Origin of the sequence: Kribbella amoyensis, from assembly GCF_007828865.1 — a bacterium.
Classification (GTDB): Bacteria; Actinomycetota; Actinomycetes; order Propionibacteriales; family Kribbellaceae; genus Kribbella; species Kribbella amoyensis.
In genome coordinates, this window is record NZ_VIVK01000002.1 from 18947 (window position 1) to 37682 (window position 18736).

15 protein-coding genes are annotated in these 18736 nt (G+C 70.6%); 8 read left to right on the forward strand and 7 right to left on the reverse strand.

All coding sequences use genetic code 11. The features are described from left to right. The first annotated feature begins 9 nt into the window (after window positions 1-9). From murJ to FB561_RS30390, 4 genes are read left to right on the forward strand one after another with little or no spacing between them, the layout of a single operon-like run. Complete coding sequence (gene murJ / locus FB561_RS30375) at window positions 10-1614, forward strand: murein biosynthesis integral membrane protein MurJ (protein WP_145813491.1); 1605 nt, start codon at window positions 10-12, stop codon at window positions 1612-1614. Further along, complete coding sequence (locus FB561_RS30380) at window positions 1611-2636, forward strand: glycosyltransferase family 4 protein (protein WP_145813492.1); 1026 nt, start codon at window positions 1611-1613, stop codon at window positions 2634-2636. The genes murJ and FB561_RS30380 overlap by 4 nt, the downstream gene beginning before the upstream one ends. Before the next feature lie 21 nt (window positions 2637-2657). Next, entirely contained in the window at window positions 2658-4466 is a 1809-nt protein-coding gene (locus tag FB561_RS30385; protein WP_145813493.1) for a CTP synthase, read from the forward strand. After that, the gene (locus FB561_RS30390; protein ID WP_145813494.1) at window positions 4463-5116 is read left to right on the forward strand and encodes an NUDIX domain-containing protein; all 654 of its coding nucleotides are present in this window, start codon (window positions 4463-4465) and stop codon (window positions 5114-5116) included. The genes FB561_RS30385 and FB561_RS30390 overlap by 4 nt, the downstream gene beginning before the upstream one ends. 118 nt (window positions 5117-5234) lie before the next feature. On the opposite strand, the gene FB561_RS30395 is transcribed toward FB561_RS30390, so the two are convergent. The 5 genes from FB561_RS30395 to FB561_RS30415 all read right to left on the reverse strand — a co-directional run bounded on the left by FB561_RS30395 (window position 5235) and on the right by FB561_RS30415 (window position 10285). Continuing rightward, window positions 5235-6059 carry an SAM-dependent methyltransferase gene (locus tag FB561_RS30395; protein ID WP_170284895.1) on the reverse strand — a complete coding sequence of 275 codons (825 nt, stop codon included), beginning with the start codon at window positions 6057-6059 and terminating at the stop codon, window positions 5235-5237. 68 nt (window positions 6060-6127) lie between these two features. After that, on the reverse strand, window positions 6128-7225 hold the full coding sequence (locus FB561_RS30400; protein ID WP_145813495.1) for a GNAT family N-acetyltransferase: 1098 nt from the start codon (window positions 7223-7225) through the stop codon (window positions 6128-6130). 39 nt (window positions 7226-7264) lie between these two features. Next, entirely contained in the window at window positions 7265-8410 is a 1146-nt protein-coding gene (locus FB561_RS30405; RefSeq protein ID WP_145813496.1) for an Mrp/NBP35 family ATP-binding protein, read from the reverse strand. A gap of 92 nt (window positions 8411-8502) precedes the next feature. Continuing rightward, the gene (locus FB561_RS30410; protein ID WP_145813497.1) at window positions 8503-9033 is read right to left on the reverse strand and encodes a DUF1003 domain-containing protein; all 531 of its coding nucleotides are present in this window, start codon (window positions 9031-9033) and stop codon (window positions 8503-8505) included. Continuing rightward, complete coding sequence (locus tag FB561_RS30415; RefSeq protein ID WP_145813498.1) at window positions 9023-10285, reverse strand: magnesium transporter MgtE N-terminal domain-containing protein; 1263 nt, start codon at window positions 10283-10285, stop codon at window positions 9023-9025. The genes FB561_RS30410 and FB561_RS30415 overlap by 11 nt, the downstream gene beginning before the upstream one ends. Before the next feature lie 174 nt (window positions 10286-10459). Between FB561_RS30415 and FB561_RS30420 the strand changes: the two genes are divergently transcribed. Both FB561_RS30420 and FB561_RS30425 read left to right on the forward strand, forming a co-directional pair. Further along, window positions 10460-11428, forward strand: coding sequence for a helix-turn-helix domain-containing protein (locus FB561_RS30420; RefSeq protein WP_145813499.1), 969 nt, complete (start codon window positions 10460-10462; stop codon window positions 11426-11428). Between the two features lie 135 nt (window positions 11429-11563). Continuing rightward, on the forward strand, window positions 11564-15319 hold the full coding sequence (locus tag FB561_RS30425; RefSeq protein WP_202880949.1) for a S8 family serine peptidase: 3756 nt from the start codon (window positions 11564-11566) through the stop codon (window positions 15317-15319). 6 nt (window positions 15320-15325) lie between these two features. Here the strand turns inward: FB561_RS30425 and FB561_RS30430 are convergent, their stop codons facing one another. Then, entirely contained in the window at window positions 15326-15853 is a 528-nt protein-coding gene (locus tag FB561_RS30430) for a hypothetical protein (protein WP_145813500.1), read from the reverse strand. A gap of 85 nt (window positions 15854-15938) precedes the next feature. Here FB561_RS30430 and FB561_RS30435 point away from each other — a divergent pair, with 85 nt between their 5' ends. Together FB561_RS30435 and FB561_RS30440 are read left to right on the forward strand one after the other, a co-directional pair. Next, window positions 15939-17207, forward strand: a complete 1269-nt coding sequence (locus tag FB561_RS30435; RefSeq protein ID WP_145813501.1) for a YeeE/YedE family protein — start codon at window positions 15939-15941, stop codon at window positions 17205-17207. Window positions 17208-17328: 121 nt separating this feature from the next. Next, the gene (locus FB561_RS30440) at window positions 17329-18300 is read left to right on the forward strand and encodes an HpcH/HpaI aldolase/citrate lyase family protein (RefSeq protein ID WP_145813502.1); all 972 of its coding nucleotides are present in this window, start codon (window positions 17329-17331) and stop codon (window positions 18298-18300) included. 23 nt (window positions 18301-18323) lie between these two features. Here FB561_RS30440 and FB561_RS30445 read toward each other — a convergent pair whose 3' ends face one another. Continuing rightward, on the reverse strand, window positions 18324-18713 hold the full coding sequence (locus FB561_RS30445; RefSeq protein ID WP_145813503.1) for a VOC family protein: 390 nt from the start codon (window positions 18711-18713) through the stop codon (window positions 18324-18326). Window positions 18714-18736 lie beyond the last annotated feature (23 nt).

Here is an 18736-nt window from a genome sequence, read left to right on the forward strand (position 1 = left end):
GACGGCGCCGTGAGCGCAGGAGGGCGGATCGCCCGGGCGGCGTTGCTCGTCGCCGGGATCACCGTCCTGGCCCGCGTGGTCGGGTTCGGGCGCTGGCTGGTCTTCTCCAAGACGGTCGGCGCGGGCTGTCTGGCCGAGGCGTACGCGACCGCGAACCAGCTCCCGAACGTCATGTTCGAGGTGGTCGTCGGCGGTGCGCTGGCGGGCGCCGTGATCCCGGTCCTGGCCGGGCCGGTGTCCCGAGGTGATCGGGCCGCGCAGGGCCGGATCATCGGTGCGCTGCTGACCTGGTCGTTCGTGCTGCTGGCCCCGTTCGCCTTGCTGGCTTGGGTTCTCGCGTCGCGCTACACGTCCGCGATGCTCGACGCCGGGGCCGACTGCGGTGGCTCCGCGGCGATCGCGACGCGGATGCTGGTGATCTTCGTGCCGCAGATCTTCGGGTACGCGGTGGCCGTGATCGCGACCGCGGTCCTGCAGTCGCACCACCGGTTCGGGGCAGGGGCGTTGGCGCCGTTGGTGTCCAGTCTGGTCGTCGTCGCGACGTACCTGGTGTTCGCGACCCAGGCGCCGCGGGCGGACGAGGCGTCCCGGTCCGCGAACGACCTGCTGGCCTGGGGGACGACGGCCGGCGTGCTCGCGCTGGCGTTGACGGTGCTGATCCCGATGCTGACGTTGCGGATCCCGATCCGGCCGACGCTGCGGCTGGATCCAGGGGTCGGTCCGGTGTTGCGCCGACTCGCGTTCGCCGGTCTCGCCGTACTGATCGCGCAGCAGATCGCGTTGCTGGCTGCGACGTACCTGGCGAACCACCGGGGCATCCCGGGGAGCATCGCGGTCTATACGTGGGCGAACGCGGTGTACGTGCTGCCGTACGCGGTACTGGCCGTGCCGATCACGACCGCGGTCTTCCCGCGGCTCGCCTCGGCGTACGACGCGGGGGACGAGGCTGCGTTCGACCTGTACGCGTCCACGTCCACGCGGGCGGTGATGCTTGCCGGTGGAGTCGGGGCAGCCCTGTTGATTGGTACTGCGGTGCCGGTGGCTCGCGTGTTCGCGTACGACGACGGGCGGGTGCAGGAGACGCAGGCGTCCTCGTTGATCGACGGGTTGTTCGCGTTCGCGCCGGCGCTGCTCGGGTTCGCGGTACTCATGCACGTGGGGCGGATCCTGTATGCGCGGCACGCTGGTCGGCGGGTCGCTGCGGTCACGGGTGGAGCGTGGTTGCTCGTGGCCGGGTCCGGGTTCCTGCTGACGCTGAAGTGGGACGGCGGCGGAGTTGTGTTCTCGTTGGCGGCTGCGATGTCGCTCGGCATGGTGGCGGGTGCTGTGGTCCTCCTCGTCGTTCTGCGGCGCGCTGCCGGGCCCGGTGTGCTGCACGGGCTACCGCGAGCCACGGTGGCGTCCCTGGTCGGTGCCGTGCTCGCTGGGGCCACAGGGTGGCTTGTGTCGATCCCTGCGGGCGACGGGAGTTGGGGGAGTGGCCTGGTGTTTGCGGTGCTTTCCGGCTTGGCTGTGGTGATCGTGTACGCCGGGGTGGTGGTCGCCCTGGACCGACCGGACGCGCGGGCGTTGCTCCGCAGAGGTGTCCCGGCCGACGTGGAGGAGAAGCGATGAGGATCGGCCTGCTGCTCGCGGAGTCCCGTGGTGGGATCGGGCAGCACGTGGCGTCCCTGGTCCCGCGGTACGTGGACGCGGGGCACGAGGTGGTGGTCTGTGCTCCCCGGGGTACCGCGGCGCACTTCGACTTCGGTGCGGCGAGCGTGGTGGAGCAGGCGATCGGGCTGCGTGGCTGCGACGTCATCCACGCGCACGGGTACAAGGCGGGGATGTCGGCGCTGCGGGATCGGTCCCATCTGCGCCCGCTCGTAGTCACCTGGCACAACGCGGTGCTCATGTCCGGTCCACGGGGCCTGCTGATGCGACTCGGCCAGCGCGTCGTGGCCCGTGGTGCCGACCTCACGCTGGGGGCGTCGTCCGACCTGGTGGAGCTCGCACGGTCCCTCGGTGCGCGGCAGGCTCGCCTCGCCCCTGTCGCGGCTCCCGCGGTACCGGAGGTGCGTACGCCGTCCGCGGAGACGCGAGAGGCCCTCGGGATCGGGGACGCGCCGCTGGTGATCGCGGTGGGGCGGCTGGCTCCGCAGAAGGACTACCCGACGCTCCTGTCCGTTGCGGCTGAGGTGCAGCGGACGAACCCGGACGTGGTGTTCGCGGTCGCGGGGTACGGGCCGCTGCAGGACTCCCTGCAGGCGCGGATCGACACCGAAGGGCTCCCGGTCCGCCTGCTCGGGCAACGCGGCGACGTGGCCGACCTGATGGGCGCTGCGGACGTGTTTCTGCTCACGTCGCACTGGGAGGCGCGGGCGCTGGTCGTCCAGGAGGCGATGCAGGTCGGTCTGCCGGTGGTGGCGACCGCAGTCGGCGGGATCCCCGAGCTCGTCGGCGACAGCGCGCTGCTCGCCTTCCCGGGCGACGTGGCCGGCCTCGCGGACTCGGTACGCCGGGTGCTGGCCGAACCGACCGTCGCGTCCGCACTCCGGACAGAAGGCCTGCAGTTGGCCGCCGGATGGCCGGACGAGGACGCGGTCGCGAAGAATCTGCTCGACATCTACGCGGGTCTCGTCGCGACCGGTGCTTGACAGCAGGTAGGCTGGAGGCCCGTGGACAGGGCTTTGAATTCCCAGCGGACCAAGCACGTATTCGTCACCGGTGGTGTGGCGTCCAGTCTCGGTAAGGGGCTGACGGCGTCGAGCCTCGGCAGTCTGCTGACGGCACGGGGCATCAGGGTCACCATGCAGAAGCTGGATCCGTATCTGAACGTCGATCCAGGCACGATGAACCCGTTCCAGCACGGCGAGGTGTTCGTCACCAACGACGGCGCCGAGACCGACCTGGACATCGGTCACTACGAACGCTTCCTCGACCGCGACCTCTCCCAGGTCGCCAACGTCACCACCGGGCAGATCTACTCCTCGGTGATCGCCAAGGAGCGGCGCGGGGAGTACCTCGGCGACACCGTCCAGGTCATCCCGCACATCACCAACGAGATCAAGGACCGGATGCTGGCGATGGCCGGCCCGGACGTCGACGTCGTCCTGCACGAGATCGGCGGCACCGTCGGCGACATCGAGTCGCTGCCGTTCCTCGAGGCGGCCCGGCAGGTCCGGCACGACGTCGGCCGGGACAACGTGTTCTTCCTGCACATCTCGCTGGTGCCGTACATGGGGCCGAGCGGTGAGCTGAAGACCAAGCCGACCCAGCACTCCGTCGCGGCGCTACGCTCGATCGGTATCCAGCCGGACGCGATCGTCTGCCGGGCCGACCGGCCGATCCCGGACAACGTGAAGCGCAAGATCTCGCTGATGTGCGACGTGGACGTCGAGGCCGTGGTGGCCGCCGTCGACGCGCCGAGCATCTACGACATCCCCAAGGTCGTGCATGCCGAGGGCCTGGACGCGTACGTCGTGCGCCGGCTGAACCTGCCGTTCCGCGACGTCGACTGGACCCGCTGGGACGAGCTGTTGCGCGTCGTCCACCACCCGAAGGACGAGGTCACGGTCGGCCTGGTCGGGAAGTACATCGACCTGCCGGACGCGTACCTGTCCGTCGCCGAGGCGCTGCGGGCCGGCGGCTTCGACAACGACGCCCGGGTCAACCTGCGCTGGATCGCCTCCGACGAGTGCGCCACCCCCGAGGCGGCCGCGAAGCTGCTCGGCGACGTGGACGCGGTCTGCATCCCCGGCGGATTCGGGGTCCGTGGGATCGAGGGCAAGATCGGCGCGATCAAGTTCGCCCGGGAGGCGGGCATCCCGATCCTCGGGCTCTGCCTCGGCCTGCAGTGCATGGTGATCGAGGTCGCCCGGAACCTGGCCGGCCTGGTGGACGCGAACTCCAGCGAGTTCGACCCGGACGCCGACCAGCCGGTGATCGCGACGATGGAGGAGCAGAAGCACATCGTCTCCGGGTCCGGCGACCTGGGCGGCACGATGCGGCTCGGCCTGTACCCGGCGAACCTGGCCGACGGCTCGATCGTCCGCGACCTGTACGACGCCCCGTCGGTCCAGGAGCGGCACCGGCACCGGTACGAGGTGAACAACGCGTACCGGGACAAGCTGGAGACCGCCGGCCTGGTGTTCAGCGGGCTGTCGCCGGACAACGAGCTGGTCGAGTTCATCGAGCTGGACCGCAGCCGGCACCCGTACTTCGTCGCCACCCAGGCACATCCCGAACTGCGGTCCCGGCCGACCAAGCCGCACCCGCTGTTCTCCGGCCTGATCGCGGCGGCCGTGGATCGTCAGCGTGAGACCCGGCTGCCGGTCGAGGACGTACCTACCTCGAAGGCCTCGTCGGAGGGTGCTTCTGCTGGTTCTTCTGGATCGGCGGCGGCTGGATCGGGTGCCGCGGGCTCGGCGTCGACAGCCGGCAAGGAGTCGGTGAAGGCCGGCGCCGGCAAGGCCAAGACTCGATGACGGATCACCCGGAACTCCGCCTCGGCGCGGGACTCGCCGACGAACGCGAGTCCTGGCCGGTCGGCGGCTCCGAGATCGTCCACCGCACCGGCCGGGTGATCTCGATCCGTCGGGACGAGATCATTCCGCCGGTCGGCGGCGAGCCCTTCGTCCGCGACGTCGTCGTCCACCCGGGCGCCGTCGGCGTGGTGGCCCTCGACCAGCAGCACCGGATGTTGCTGGTCCGCCAGTACCGCCATCCGGTCGGCTACCGCCTCCTCGAACCACCCGCGGGCCTCCTCGACGTCCAGGGCGAGGCGTACCGGATCGGCGCCGAGCGCGAACTGTGGGAAGAAGCGGCCACCAAGGCGACCGACTGGCGAGTCCTGGTCGACGCGTTCACGTCACCGGGTCTGACGAACGAAGCGGTCCGCATCTTCCTGGCCCGTGACCTGTCGGTGGCGGACGAGACGTACGACCGCCTGCACGAAGAAGCCGACATGGAAACGGTCTGGGCGCCGCTGGAAGACGTGGTCAGGGCGGCGCTCGCGGGCGATCTCCACAACCCGGTGCTGGTGATGGGTTCGCTGGCGGCCTGGACGGCACTGAACGGCGACGGCTTCGACGCGCTCCGGCCGGCCGACGCACCGTGGCCGGCTAAAGACAGCTGACGCGGACCCCCATCACTCACCAACGCGTGTCACACCCGCTGGTGAGTGATGGGCGCACGCTCGTTCAAGGCGTTCGTTAGGGTGTCAGCCCGAGTTGGTGAGTGGTGGGTGACCGGCCTCAGACCTTCACCGCAACTGCTGCCGCGATCAGGCGTTCCCAGTCCGTCAGCTCGTCCACCGGTTCGGTCGGGCGCCACTCCTTCGCCGGCACCAGCCCTGGCGGCAGTACCTCGACCCGATCCCCGAACAGCGCCAGGATCTCCTCGTCGGTCCGCCAGCGACCGCGTCCGAGGGAACCCTGCAGCAGTTCCTGCATCTGGGCGCTTCGCGGGTCGTCCTCGCTCCGAAAGTGGCTGATGAACACGTAGCTCTCGGGCACGATGCGATCCACCCAGAACTTCACCAGGTCGGCCGGGTTCTCGTCGTCGTTGATGTGGTGCAGGATCGCGCTGAAGATCACCGCGACCGGCTGGTCGAAGTCGATCAGCTCGCGGGTCGCCGGGCTCGCGAAGATCGCTTCCGAATCGCGCAGGTCGGCTCGGAAGACCGTGGTGTTCTCGTTGTCCTCCAGCAGCGCCCGGCCGTGCGCCAGGACGACCGGGTCGTTGTCGACGTAGACCACCCTCGCGTCGGGCTGGTGGCGTTGGGCGACCTGGTGGACGTTGTCGGCGGTCGGGAGGCCGCTGCCGAGATCGATGAACTGGCGGATGCCCGCGGTCACGACGAGTTCGCTGACCGCGCGGATCAGGACACCGCGGTTGGTGTGCGCGATCGCCGGGGAGCCGGGCAGATCGTTGATGAACTTGTCGCCCAGGGCCCGGTCGACGGCGAAGTTGTCCTTGCCGCCGAGGAGGTAGTCGTACGTGCGGGCGATGCTCGGCTTGGTGGCGTCGATTCCGGCCACGCGGTTCGCGGCGGGCTGCTGCTGGTCCTCTGCGGTCACCGGCGGTCCTCCGAATCGTGTGATGCCGCGATCACTCTAGGCGATGAACGGGCCGACTTCTGCACGGGTCAGGCTGATCGGTCGGTCGGCAGGAGGTCGTACACGACACGGTCATCGAGCTTTCCGCCGAGCAAGGGGAACGCGGCGCGCTCGGTGCCGACGTGCTGGAATCCGCTGCGTTCTGCGACTCGTCGTGCGGCCTGGTTCGTCGCCGCGGTGCGGATGAGCAGCTTCTTCCCGCCGAAGCCGCCGGCGTCCGGGGTCGCGAAGTACCACTCGGCGATGCGCTTGATCGCGTCGGTGATCGCGCCGCGGCCCTGGGCGTCGGGGTGGGCCCAGTACCCGAGTTCGCCGTCGCCGATCTCGTCCGGGTGCAGGCCGAACAGCGTCACGTTGCCCAGGGCAACATCGGTCGCGCGGTCGGCGACGCACCAGTTGAACCGCTTCCCGGCGGCCGCCTGCTCGGCCATGTCGCGCAACCAGAACCGCGCGTCCTCCACGGTGAACGGCTGCGGGATGAACGGCAGGAAATGCGCCGTCGCCTGGTTCGTCCGGGCCGTGGTGATGCGGTCGAGCTCGTCGTCGCGCCAGGTCCGCAACCGGATCCGCTCCGCCTCCAGCACCGGCACGTCGAACCACGCACCGCGCGGCCTCCGCTCGTCGTCCGGCCCGGTCCAGCCCGTCCAGGCGTCGACCACGGTGCCCCCGTCCTCGGCGTACGCCGGAATCGTCTCACCGAGGTGGAACCCGGTGGCCCAGGCGACGCGGCGGGATGCCCAATTGCCGACTCGGGCCCACCAGGTCACGACGTGGAACCCGCAGGTCCCGAAGCCGAAGTCGAGGATCAACCGGACCGCGCGAGCCGCGACCCCGGCACCCTGGGCCCAGCGGGCGAGCCCGTAGTGCACGGACGCGTTGCCGTGCGGATCCGGGGCGAGGCTGACCGTCCCGGCGTACCGGCCCTGGTACTCGATGACGAAAACCAGCCGGGTCCGTGCCTGCCAGGCGTCGCGGATGCCGTACGCCATCCAGCGTTCGATGTCGGCGGCGGTGTACGCCCCGGATTCGGCGGCACGCTCGAGTGCTCCGGTCAGATCGCGCGGCTCGGGCGCCCGCAGCGTGACGACGCCGTCGGCAAGGACCGGGGGCTGCTCGGGTACGGGCACGCCGCAGCGTACCCCTGGTACTGGTTTACGCGGTGAAGGTCAGCGGCCGGCCGGGGACAGGCCGAGCTGGCGGCCGACCAGGCCGCGCGGGCGACCGCCGAGACGCTGGGCGATGTCGCCGAGGACCTGTGCGGCCTGGGCCTCCGGGTCGGCGGCGGTGAGCGGCTTGCCGAGGTCGCCGCCGCTGCGCAGCCGCTCGTCCAGCGGGATCTCGCCGAGCAGGGGGATCGGGTACCCGAGGCGGGCGGACAGGGTCTCCGCGACGCGCAGGCCACCGCCGGTACCGAAGATCTCGATCCGGTGCTCCGGTCCGCAGTGCGGGCAGGGCAGGAAGGACATGTTCTCGATCACGCCCGCGACCCGCTGGTGCACCATCTGCGCCATCGTCCCGGCCCGCTCGGCCACCTCGGCCGCGGCCTCCTGCGGCGTGGTCACCACGATGACCTCGGCGCTGGTCAGCCGCTGGCCGACCGAGATCGCGATGTCACCGGTACCCGGCGGCAGGTCGAGCAGCAGCACGTCCAGGTCGCCCCAGTACACGTCGGCCAGCATCTGCACCAGCGCGCGGTCCAGGATCGGGCCACGCCAGGCGACCACCTGGTCGCGCTTGGGCTTCAGCATGCCGATCGAGATCACCTTCACGCCGTGCGCGGGCACCGGCATGATCATGTCGTCCACCGCGGTCGGCCGCTCGTCGGCGACCCCGAGCATCGCCGGTACCGAGTGGCCGTAGATGTCGGCGTCCAGGACGCCGACCGACAACCCCTTCGCCGCCATCGCGACGGCCAGGTTGACCGTCACCGACGACTTGCCGACGCCGCCCTTGCCGGACGCGATCGCGAACACCTTGGTCAGCGAGTCCGGTCGGGAGAACGGGATCTCCTTCTCGGCCACTCCGCCGCGCAACTGGGTCTGCAACGCCGCCCGTTGCTCGGCCGACATCACGCCGAGCTCGACCTGCACGCCGGTCACGCCGTCCAGTTTGCTCACGGCGGCCGTGGTGTCCCGCCGCAGCGTGTCCTTCATCGGACAACCGGCCACGGTCAGCAGGATCTTGACGGTCACGACCCCGTCGGTACCGACGACGACGGACTCGACCATCCCCAGGTCGGTGATCGGCTTCTTGATCTCCGGATCCAGCACGGACCCGAGCGCAGCAGTCACCTGATCAGCAGAGGGAGCCATACGTACAGGCTACGTGCTGTCGCGAACCCACCCCACCACAGCCCACTGTGACCTACCTCCGGCAAGGCACACCTAACTTCAGCCGGGGTGAGTCAGACCCGGTCGTCCTCGCGGTCTCGGTCCAGTTCGTTGAGGAGGGTGCGGAGTTCGGAGCGGAGGAAGTCGCGGGTGGCCACTTCGCCGATGGACATGCGCAGGGAGGCCATTTCGCGGGCCAGGAACTCCATGTCGGCGCGGGTCCGGGCGTCGACGTCGCGGTCTCGTTCGTACTGGACCCGGTCGCGGGCTTCCTGGCGGTTCTGGGCGAGCAGGATCAAGGGCGCGGCGTACGAGGCCTGCAGGCTGAGCGCGAGGGTCAGGAAGATGAACGGGTACTCGTCGAACCTGAGACTGGACGGAGCGAAGATGTTCCAGGCGACCCAGAACAGGATCGTGCCGGTCATCCAGACCAGGAACTGACCGGTCCCGAGGAACCGGGCGATGCGCTCGGACAACCGGCCGAAGGCGTCGGCGTCGTACGTCGGCCGGCGGACGATGGTGCGGCGCAGTTCGCGCGGGATGTCGAGGCGGTCGGCGGCCCGGAGCCAGCGGCGCTCGTCGGTACTGCGGTCGTCACGGGGCACGGCGGTCCACCTCCTGCTGTTGGGATTCGCGCCAGTCCTCGGGGAGCAGGTGGTCCAGCACGTCGTCGACCGTGACCGCGCCGAGCAGCCTGCCCTCGTCGTCGAGCACGGGGGCCGCCACCAGGTTGTAGGTGGCGAGGTACTTGCTGACCGCCTGCAGGCTGTCGTCCGGCCGCAGCCCGTCCAGGTCGGTGTCGAGCACGCCGGAGACCAGCGCGGACGGGGGTTCGCGGAGCAGCCGCTGGATGTGGCCGACCCCGATGAACCGTCCGGTCGGTGTCTCCAGCGGTGGCCGGCAGACGTAGATCATCGCGGCCAGGGCCGGACTGAGATCCGCGTTGCGGACATGGGCGAGCGCGTCGGCCACGGTCGCGTCGGCCGGCAGGATCACCGGCTCCGACGTCATCAGGCCGCCCGCGGTGCGTTCCTCGTACGTGAGCAGCCGGCGGACGTCCTCGGCCTCGTCCGGTTCCATCAACGTGAGCAGCCGTTCGGCCGTGTCGGTGGGGAGCTCGGCGATGAGGTCGGCCGCGTCGTCCGGGGACATCTCCTCGAGCACGTCGGCCGCGCGCTCGGTGTCCAGGCCGGCCAGGATCTCCACCTGGTCGTCCTCGGGCAGCTCCTCCAGGACGTCGGCGAGCCGTTCGTCGTCCAGCGCGGCGGCGATCTCCTTGCGCCGTTTGGCCGACAGCTCGTGCAGGACGCCGGCCAGGTCGGCCGGCTTCATCGTCTCGAACGCCGCCAGGATGTGCTTGGCGCCCTGGCCCTCCTCGGTCTGCGCGATCCCGGTGACGTCGATCCAGTCCAGGACGTGCGACTGGCCCCGGCGGCGGAACCGTTTCGCGCCTTCGGTCACGGCGACCTTCGACAGTACCCAGTCCCGGTTGCGGACCTGCTCCATCGCCAGGTCGAACACCACCGCGCTCGCCCCGGTCTCCCGGATCGCGACCGTCTTGTCCAGCAACTCGCCGAGGACCAGGATCTCGGTCGGCCGCTGCTGGAAGCGGCGCATGTTCACCAGGCCGGTGGTGATCACGTGACCGGCGTCGACCGAGGTGACCCGGGTCATCGGCAGGAAGATCCGCCGCCGGGTGAACACCTCCACCACCAGCCCGAGAACACGGGGCGGCTGGTCGCCCTGCCGCAGCATCACCACCACGTCGCGGACCTTGCCGACCTGGTCCCCGTTCGGGTCGTACACCGGCAGACCCGCCAGCCGGGCGACGTAGACGCGCGACGGAGATCCACTCATGCCCTGAGGCTAACCTCCGGGCCCGCCCAGACCTCGGCACCGCGTCGGGCCGGACCGTACCGACTGCCGGTTCCGCCTGTCGGAAGGCCGTCACGGCCGTGGGTGCGGATCCGTAGACTTCCCACGGGTCGGCACCGGGGGATCGGCCGGGAACCTTCGAAACAGGGGCGGCGCATGCTGAGATCCACCGGGCTGGGGGCCGAGAACGAGGCCACGTATCTGGCCCTGGTCCGCCAGGGCCCGGCGTCCGTCCAGGAGCTCGCGGTCCGGGCCGGTCTGCCGGTCGACGAGGTGCTGCGGGCCGTCGACGCGCTGCAGAGCGAGGGATTCGTGCACCGGACCCCGCCGCCGCGCGAACTGGTCGTCCCGGTCCCACCCGAGTTGGCGGTCGAACGGCTCCTCCAGCGCCAGGAGGACGAGCTGGAGCGGATCCGGGCGGCGGCGTACCGGCTGACCGCCGAGGCGTACAACCAGGCCGGCAACCGGCGGACCGAAGAGCTGATCGAGATCGTCTCCGGGCAGACCGCGGTCGGTCTGGCGTTCGACCGGGTCCAGCGGACCGCCCGCAAGGAGATGCGCGAACTGGTCGCCCCGCCGTACGCGGCGACCGCCGAGGTGAACCGGACCCAGCTCGACCGGCAGGCCGCCGGCGTGGAGTACCGGGTGGTCTACGACAACTCGGCGTTGGCCGATCCACTGCTCGCTGCGAGTGCGGTCAGCCACGTCCGGGCGGGGGAGCAGGCGCGGATCGCGGACGCGCTGCCGACGAAGCTCGCGATCGCGGACCGGGAGGCTGCGTTGTTGCCGCTGGACTGGGCCACACCCGCCCACGACGCGGCGTTGCTGGTCCATCCGTGCAGCCTCCTGGATGCCCTGGTCGCGTTGTTCGAGACGGTGTGGAGCAGGGCGAGTCCGCTGTCGGTGACCGATTCGGACGGGCTGTCCGCCGAAGCGGCGATGTCGGCGGACGACCGGCACCTCCTGTCACTGCTGGTGGCCGGCCTGACCGATGAGGCGGCCGGTGCACGCCTCGGAATCAGCCGGCGCACGGTGGCTCGGCGGGTCCAGCTGTTGATGGAGCAGACGAACTCCCGCTCGCGTCTGCAACTGGGCTGGCACGCCCGCGAACGCGGCTGGCTGTGAGCCGGGGGAAGCCGCCCAGCGCTGGCCGGATTGGTCGTGTCAAGTTTGCGCCACCCGGATCGATGGCAGGGACGGGCCGGAACCGCATGTAATGCGGGGGATCCCTCGCGTCCGTCCCCATCCCCTGGAGCTCCCTTGTCCCCGACTCCTCCCCACCGGCGCGGTCTGCTCGCCGCCGGCGCCGCGGTCCTGGTCGTGGCGACCGCCTGGACGTCGACAGCCGGCGCCGCCCCCGCCGGTACGCCGTCGACGGCCGGCACCCTCTCCGCGGCGGCCATCGGTCCTGTTGCTCCGTCCGGTGGTGTGCCGCGCACGGTCACGCTCATCACGGGTGACAAGGTCACCGCGACCGTCCTGGCCGACGGGCAGACCACGGCGACGGTCCGCAAGCCCAACGGCGAACCGGCGGGCGCGCACATCATGGCCGTGGGCAAGGACACCTACGTGTACCCGGACGCGGCCCTGCCGTACCTGGCCTCCGGCGTGCTCGACAAGGGTCTCTTCAACGTCACCGAGTTGCTCGCCGACGGCTACGACGACGCACACAGCGACCACCTGCCGCTGATCGTCTCGTACACAGACGCAGCGACCAGGGCCCGCAAGCAGTCTGTACCGTCGGGTGCGCGCAAGACCCTGGAGCTGACCAGCATCCAGGGCGCGGCCCTCGCCGCCGGCCACGACGACGCGGCGGACCTCTGGGCTTCGCTCACCGGTAACGCGGCGGGTGCGACCGCACGGGGTACGAGCGTGGCCGGAGCATTGCAGGGCGGAATCGCCAAGGTCTGGCTGGACGGCAAGGTGAAGGCGACGTTGTCCGACACCACGGCTCAGATCGGGGCGCCGCAGGTGTGGCAGGGCGGTACCACTGGAGAAGGCGTGGACGTCGCCGTGCTCGACACCGGGATCGACGCGGCGCATCCCGACTTCGGCGGCCGCATCGACGCGACGGAGAGCTTCGTCCCCGGCCAGGACGTCACCGACCGGAACGGGCACGGGACCCACGTCGCGTCCACGATCGCCGGCACCGGTGCCGCGTCGAACGGTCAGGAGCAGGGGGTCGCGCCCGGCGCCGGCCTGCACATCGGCAAGGTGCTCGCCGACGACGGCAGCGGCCAGGACTCGTGGATCCTGGCCGGGATGGAGTGGGCCGCCCGGGACCAGCGGGCCAAGGTGATCAGCATGAGCCTCGGCTCGGGCCCGACCGACGGCACCGACCCGATGAGCCAGGCGGTCAACCGGCTCAGCGCGGAAACGGGTGCCCTGTTCGTCATCGCCTCGGGCAACTCGGGACCGGATCCGTACAGCGTGAGCGCCCCCGGTGCGGCGGACGCGGCGCTGACCGTGGGTGCGGTGGACACCGCAGACCGCCTGGCCTCGTTCTCCAGCCGCGGTCCGCGTCTCGGCGACAGCGCGCTGAAACCCGACCTGACCGGTCCCGGCGTCAACGTGCTGGCCGCGCGCTCGCAGTACGCGCCGGAGGGCGAAGGGCCGTACCAGACGATGAGCGGGACCTCCATGGCGACGCCGCACGTCGCTGGTGCTGCTGCTCTGCTCGCGGCGACACACCCAGAGTGGACCGGTGCGCAGCTGAAGGATGCTCTGGTCAGCACCACCAAGACGACCGTGCAGTACAGCCCGTTCTGGGCCGGTAGCGGTCGACTCGACGTCGCTGCTGCCGTGAAGAGCACGCTGTTCGCCACCGGCTCGGCGTTTGCGGCGGTGAAGTGGCCGTACCCGTCCAGCGGACTGGTGCAGAAGGACGTCACGTACACGAACCTGGGCGCGGAACCGCTCACGCTCGACCTCGCGGTGAAGGCGCAGGGGATTCCGGCCGGCCTGTTCACGGTGACGACGCCGCAGGTGACCGTGCCGGCGCACGGCACCGCGACCGTCGGCGTCGTGAGCCACTTGAACCTCGCCGCGGACGACGCCGGCTACAGCTCGGTCCTCACGGCCACCGGCACCGATGGCGTACTGCGTGCGCACACGCCGATCGGGGTCAGCAAGCAGAGCGAGCGGGTCAAGCTGTCGGTGAACGCCAAGGACCGGCGCGGTGCGGCGTTGCCCGGTGTCGTCGTGGTGAAGGACATCGCCCGCGACACGGTGCCCGAGGTGTACACCGTCGACGCGAGCGGTACCGCCGACCTCAGCCTGCGCCCGAGTACGTACGCCACCTGGATGTACGCCGATGTCGCCGGCTTGGAGGGACCGCACTCGCTGGGCCGCGCGATCATCAGCGAGCCCGAGGTCGTGGTGACGAGCGACCGGGGTCTGACGTTCGACGCGGCCACGCTGCGCAAGGTCAGCGCGACCACGCCGCTGCCGACTGCGAACACCGCGGTCCGCATCGATCAGTACCGCAGCTTCGGCGGACTGCGCCGCTTCGTCGACCTTTACCAGCTCGAGCCGTGGATCTACGACAGTGTCTGGGCGACTCCCACGCGCAAGGTGACCCAGGGGTCGTACACGTTCGCCGCACGATGGCGTCAGGTGCAGCCGGCGTTGACGGTCGGCTCCGGACTGCAGTCCTTCGACACGATCATGCAGAGCTTCTCCCCGAAGCTGCCGCAGGGCACTGGCGCACAGCAGGTCGCGTACGTGGGCAACGGTGCGGCCGCGGACTTCGCGAAGACCTCGGTGCGCGGCAAGGTCGCCGTGGTTCAGCGCAACGACGGGGTGGAGCCCACCGAGCAGGCAACGTCCGCTGCGAAGGCGGGAGCGAAGCTGCTGTTGCTGGTCAACGACGGCTACGGTCCGCTCGACGCCTGGTCCGATCTGCCCGAGGAGGACAAGGCCCCGCTGCCGGTAGCGTCGCTGAGTACCGACCAGGGCCAGCGGCTGATCGACGGGATCAAGCGCGGCACCCGGGTACTCCGGCTGTCGTCGCACCCGTACCCGCAGTACCTCTACGACCTGGTCCAGCACCACGACGGCGCGATCCCGCGCGATCCGGCGTACCGGCCGCGGACGCAGGACCTGGCCCGGATCGAGCAGTCGTTCCGGAACACGTCGCCGGGTGAGGCGCTCGACATCCGCTACGACCTGGCGCCCGATCTCAGCTGGGCGGTCGGGTCGGCGGCGACCAAGGTACTTGCCCAGGGCAATCACACGGTCTGGGTCACGGCCGGGGCGAAGGTGAAGTGGCTCAGCCAGGCCGCGGTGTCCGACCTGACCGAGCTGGGCTCGTCGGTGGCGTATCCGGCGCGCAGTACGACCCGGGAGACCTGGTTCGCCGGGATCCAGCGGCCGCGGATGCTGACCGACAGCGCGATGTTCACCTCGCCGTCCCGGGTCGGCGACCTCATCAGCGTCTTCGGGATGCCGGCCTGGGGCGACTCGGGCGGGCACCAGGGCGTCGTCTACAGCGGGGTCACGGTCAGTACGTCGCTCTACCAGGGCGACACGCTGGTCGGCGAGGGCAGCGACTTCGTCTCGGCCGAGGTGGCTCCCGAAGCCCTGCCGTACCGCCTGGTCGTGGACGCCACCCGCGACCTGCCGGAGCGGCCGTACTCGCCGCGCACGCTGACCGAGTGGGGCTTCAGCTCCGACCAGGCGGACTTCACCACGCTCGAGCCGTTGCCGCTGATCCAGCTGGACTACGACGTGTCCACCGACCTGGCGGGGCGCGCGCATCGGCGTACGGCGGTAGCGGTGACGCCGTCGCAGTTGGCGGGCGCGGCCGGTGCGGGGACGGTGAACGCGGTGACGGTCGACGCGTCGTACGACGGCCACACGTGGCATCCGCTCAAGCTGCGGCGTGCGGGAGCGTCCTGGACGGGGCAGGTGGACGCGCCGTCCAAGGCGGAGTACGTCAGCTTGCGGACGACAGCGCGGGATACGGCCGGCAACAGCGTCACGCAGACGGTGGAACGCGCGTTCGGTCTGCGCTGACGCGGGTCAGCTGAGCGGGGTACGGCGGGTGGGGCGGCGGTGGAGGATGAAGGGGAGCTTGCCGCGCGTGGCAGCGGGGGAGCCGGAGGGCGAGACGGTCCGGGTCTGCTCGTCGTACGCGTGGGCCGAGTCGGTGAACTCGCCGGTCGGGTCGAGGACCAGAAGGTCGGCCTCGGTCCTCCAGCGGTCCAGCTGGGTGTCGAGGCCGGCCGCGTTCAGCCGCTCGGTCCGCAGCACCTGGGCCGCCGCCGTCCACTCCTCGCTCGCCGGATCGAGGCGCCGGACGGTCGCGGTCCAGGCGGCCAGCCGGTTGGTGGCGGGCTTCGCGGGAACGACGACCTCGACCTGGCCCGCCTCCGCCAGTCCGGGCAACGGTTGCTCGGCGCTGCCGGAGCGATCCGCGAGCACGACGTACGCGCCGTCGACCGCGGCGAACCACGCGGGCGCGGCCCGTCGTCCGTCCCAGGACAGCCAGACCAGACCCGCCTTCTTCATCACCGCGGCGATCTCGGCGCCGGCCTGCTCCGTCGTCACCGCACCAGGGTGTCACACCGGCTACCGATGTCCGTAGTGTGAAACCGGACTCGGCCGGTGGACATTGCTTCCTATCGTGGGCGTCATGACCGCCACCACCGCCCCACCCCTGACCCGCAAGCTCCTCGACGGAGTCACCTCGGCCCCGGTCCCGGCCGCGCCCGCCCTCGGCCCGGTGAGCCGGATCCCGCTGATCGTCGCCGTTCTCGGCGCGGTGGTGCTCGAGATCGTCGTCTGGTCCTCGCACGGAGCCAAACCGGGCGTGCTGTTGTTGCTGGGGCTCGGGCTCGGGATCGCGTTGTTCCACTCACGGTTCGGATTCACCTCGGCCTGGCGCCAGTTGGTTGCAGTCGGCAATGGAGCGGGGTTGCGGGCGCACACCGTGCTGCTCGGTGCCACGGCGACGCTGTTCGCGCTGGTGATCGGTACCGGGACGGGCGCGTTCGGCAGTACCCCGGCGCCGTCCGGCGGGCCACTCGGAGTGGGGTTGGTGCTGGGCGCGTTCCTGTTCGGGTTCGGGATGCAGCTGGGTGGGGCGTGCGCGTCGGGCACGTTGTTCGCGGTCGGGTCCGGCCAGTCGACGATCGTGCTGACGCTCGGCGGGTTCATCGCCGGCTCGGTGCTGTACTCGTGGCAGTACGGGCTCGTCGACGACCTGCCCTCCGTCCCGGCGGTGGTGCTGGCGGATCACCTCGGCTGGTTCGGTTCGTGGATCGTCACGCTCGCCGTCCTGGCCGGGATCTTCACGCTCTCCTTGGTGGTGCAGCGGCGCCGGGTCCCGCCGCCGACCGACGCGGTCCCGAGTGCGCGCGGCGTCCTGCGGGTGATCCGCGGGTCGTGGCCGTTGTGGGTGGGCGCGATTGTCCTGGCGGTACTCGGTGCGGGCGTTCTGATCGTGTCGGGCGGGGCGTGGGGAATCACCAGCGCGTTCAACCTGTGGGGCGCGAAACTGTTGCAGGCGGTCGGTCTGCACCCGGAGGCGTGGGCCTTCTGGCAGCAGCCCGCGCAGGCGAAGATGCTGGCCGGCCCGATCCTCGCCGACAAGACCAGCCTGACCGACCTCGGCATCGTCTTCGGCGCGGCCGTCGCGTCCGCCGCCGGTGGTGCGTGGACCCTGCACCGGCACATCCCCTGGCGCACGGCTCTCGCGGCGGTCCTGGGCGGCATCGTGATGGGCGTCGGCGCCCGCCTCGCCGGCGGCTGCAACATCGGCGCCTACCTGGCCGGGATCGCCTCCGGCAGCCTGCACGGCTGGCTCTGGGCCGCCGCCGCGCTCGTCGGCACGTACCTCGGTCTCCGTACTCGCCCGCTCTTCCGCCTCGCCAATCCCAAGCCCACCTCCTCGGTCTGCTGACGATCTGCCCGCGGTGAGTCGGGCCACATCGCGGGTGGAGGTGAGGCGGGTCACCCGCGGGGACGGCGGTTTGGCCTTACGCTGCGGTGACTGGCGGGTAACCGAGGGAAGGACCTGGGTCATGGCTGAGTCGGCTGCTGAGGGATATCGGGCCAGGCGGTCCTGTCTGGCGACGCCCGGGTCGAACCCGCGGTTCCTGGCGAAGGCGAAGGGGCTGGACGCGGACCAGGTGTTCCTCGACCTGGAGGACTCGGTCGCGCCGATCGCCAAGGTGGACGCCCGCAAGAACATCGTCGCCGCCTTGAACGAGGGCGGCTGGGGTTCGAAGCTCCGGGTGGTCCGGGTGAACGACTGGACCACCGAGTGGACCTACGCCGACGTGATCGAGGTCGTCTCCGGCGCGGGCGCGAACCTCGACTGCATCATGCTGCCGAAGGTGCAGACCGCCGAGCAGGTGGTCGCGCTGGACCTGCTGCTCACCCAGCTGGAGAAGGTGCACGGGTACGAGCCCGGCCGGATCGGGATCGAGGCGCAGATCGAGAACGCGCTCGGCCTGACCAACGTGAACGCGATCGCCACCGCCTCGCCGCGGGTGGAGACGATCATCTTCGGCCCGGCGGACTTCATGGCGTCGATCAACATGAAGTCGCTGGTGGTCGGCGAGCAGCCGCCCGGGTACGACGTCGGCGACGCGTACCACTACATCCTGATGCAGATCCTGATGGCGGCCCGCGCGCACGGCAAGCAGGCGATCGACGGCCCGTACCTGCAGATCAAGGACGTCGACGGCTTCCGCCGGGTGGCCGGCCGGTCCGCGGCGCTCGGCTTCGACGGCAAGTGGGTGCTGCACCCGGACCAGATCGCGGCCGCCAACGAGGTGTACTCGCCGCGCCAGGACGACTACGACCACGCCGAGAACATTCTCGACGCCTACGACCACTTCACCTCGGCCGCCGGTGGTGCCCGCGGTGCGGTGATGCTGGGCGACGAGATGATCGACGAGGCGTCCCGGAAGATGGCGCTGGTCATCTCCGCCAAGGGCCGCGCCGCCGGCATGACCCGGACCGACGTCTGGCAGCCGCCGGCCGACTGAGCTCTTCCTGGGTACGCCGAGGGTCAGGGTGGTGGCGGGACCTGCGCCATGATCGCGAGCGGGTGCCCGTCGGGATCGAGGAAGAACGCCATCCACTCCTCGGTCCCGTCGTCGTGCCGGTGGATCAGGTGCGGAGCGTCCTCGAACTCGGCCCCGCGCGCCCGCAACTCGTCGTATCCGGCCTGGATGTCGTCGACGCGGAAGTACAGTACGGACGGCTCACCGTGGTTCGACGGCTCGCTCGCCTGGAGGTAGAGCCGGGTGCCGGCGCAGTCGAAGAACGCCAGGTCCCCGAACGTGTACAGATGCGGCAACCCGAGCACCTCCGAGTACCACCGCACCGCCCGCCCGATCTCGCTGACCGGCCGCGAAATCTGCCCGATCAGGCCGAGTCGCAGAGGTGTTCGTTCCATCGCCGGGCCCCTTCCTCCCGATC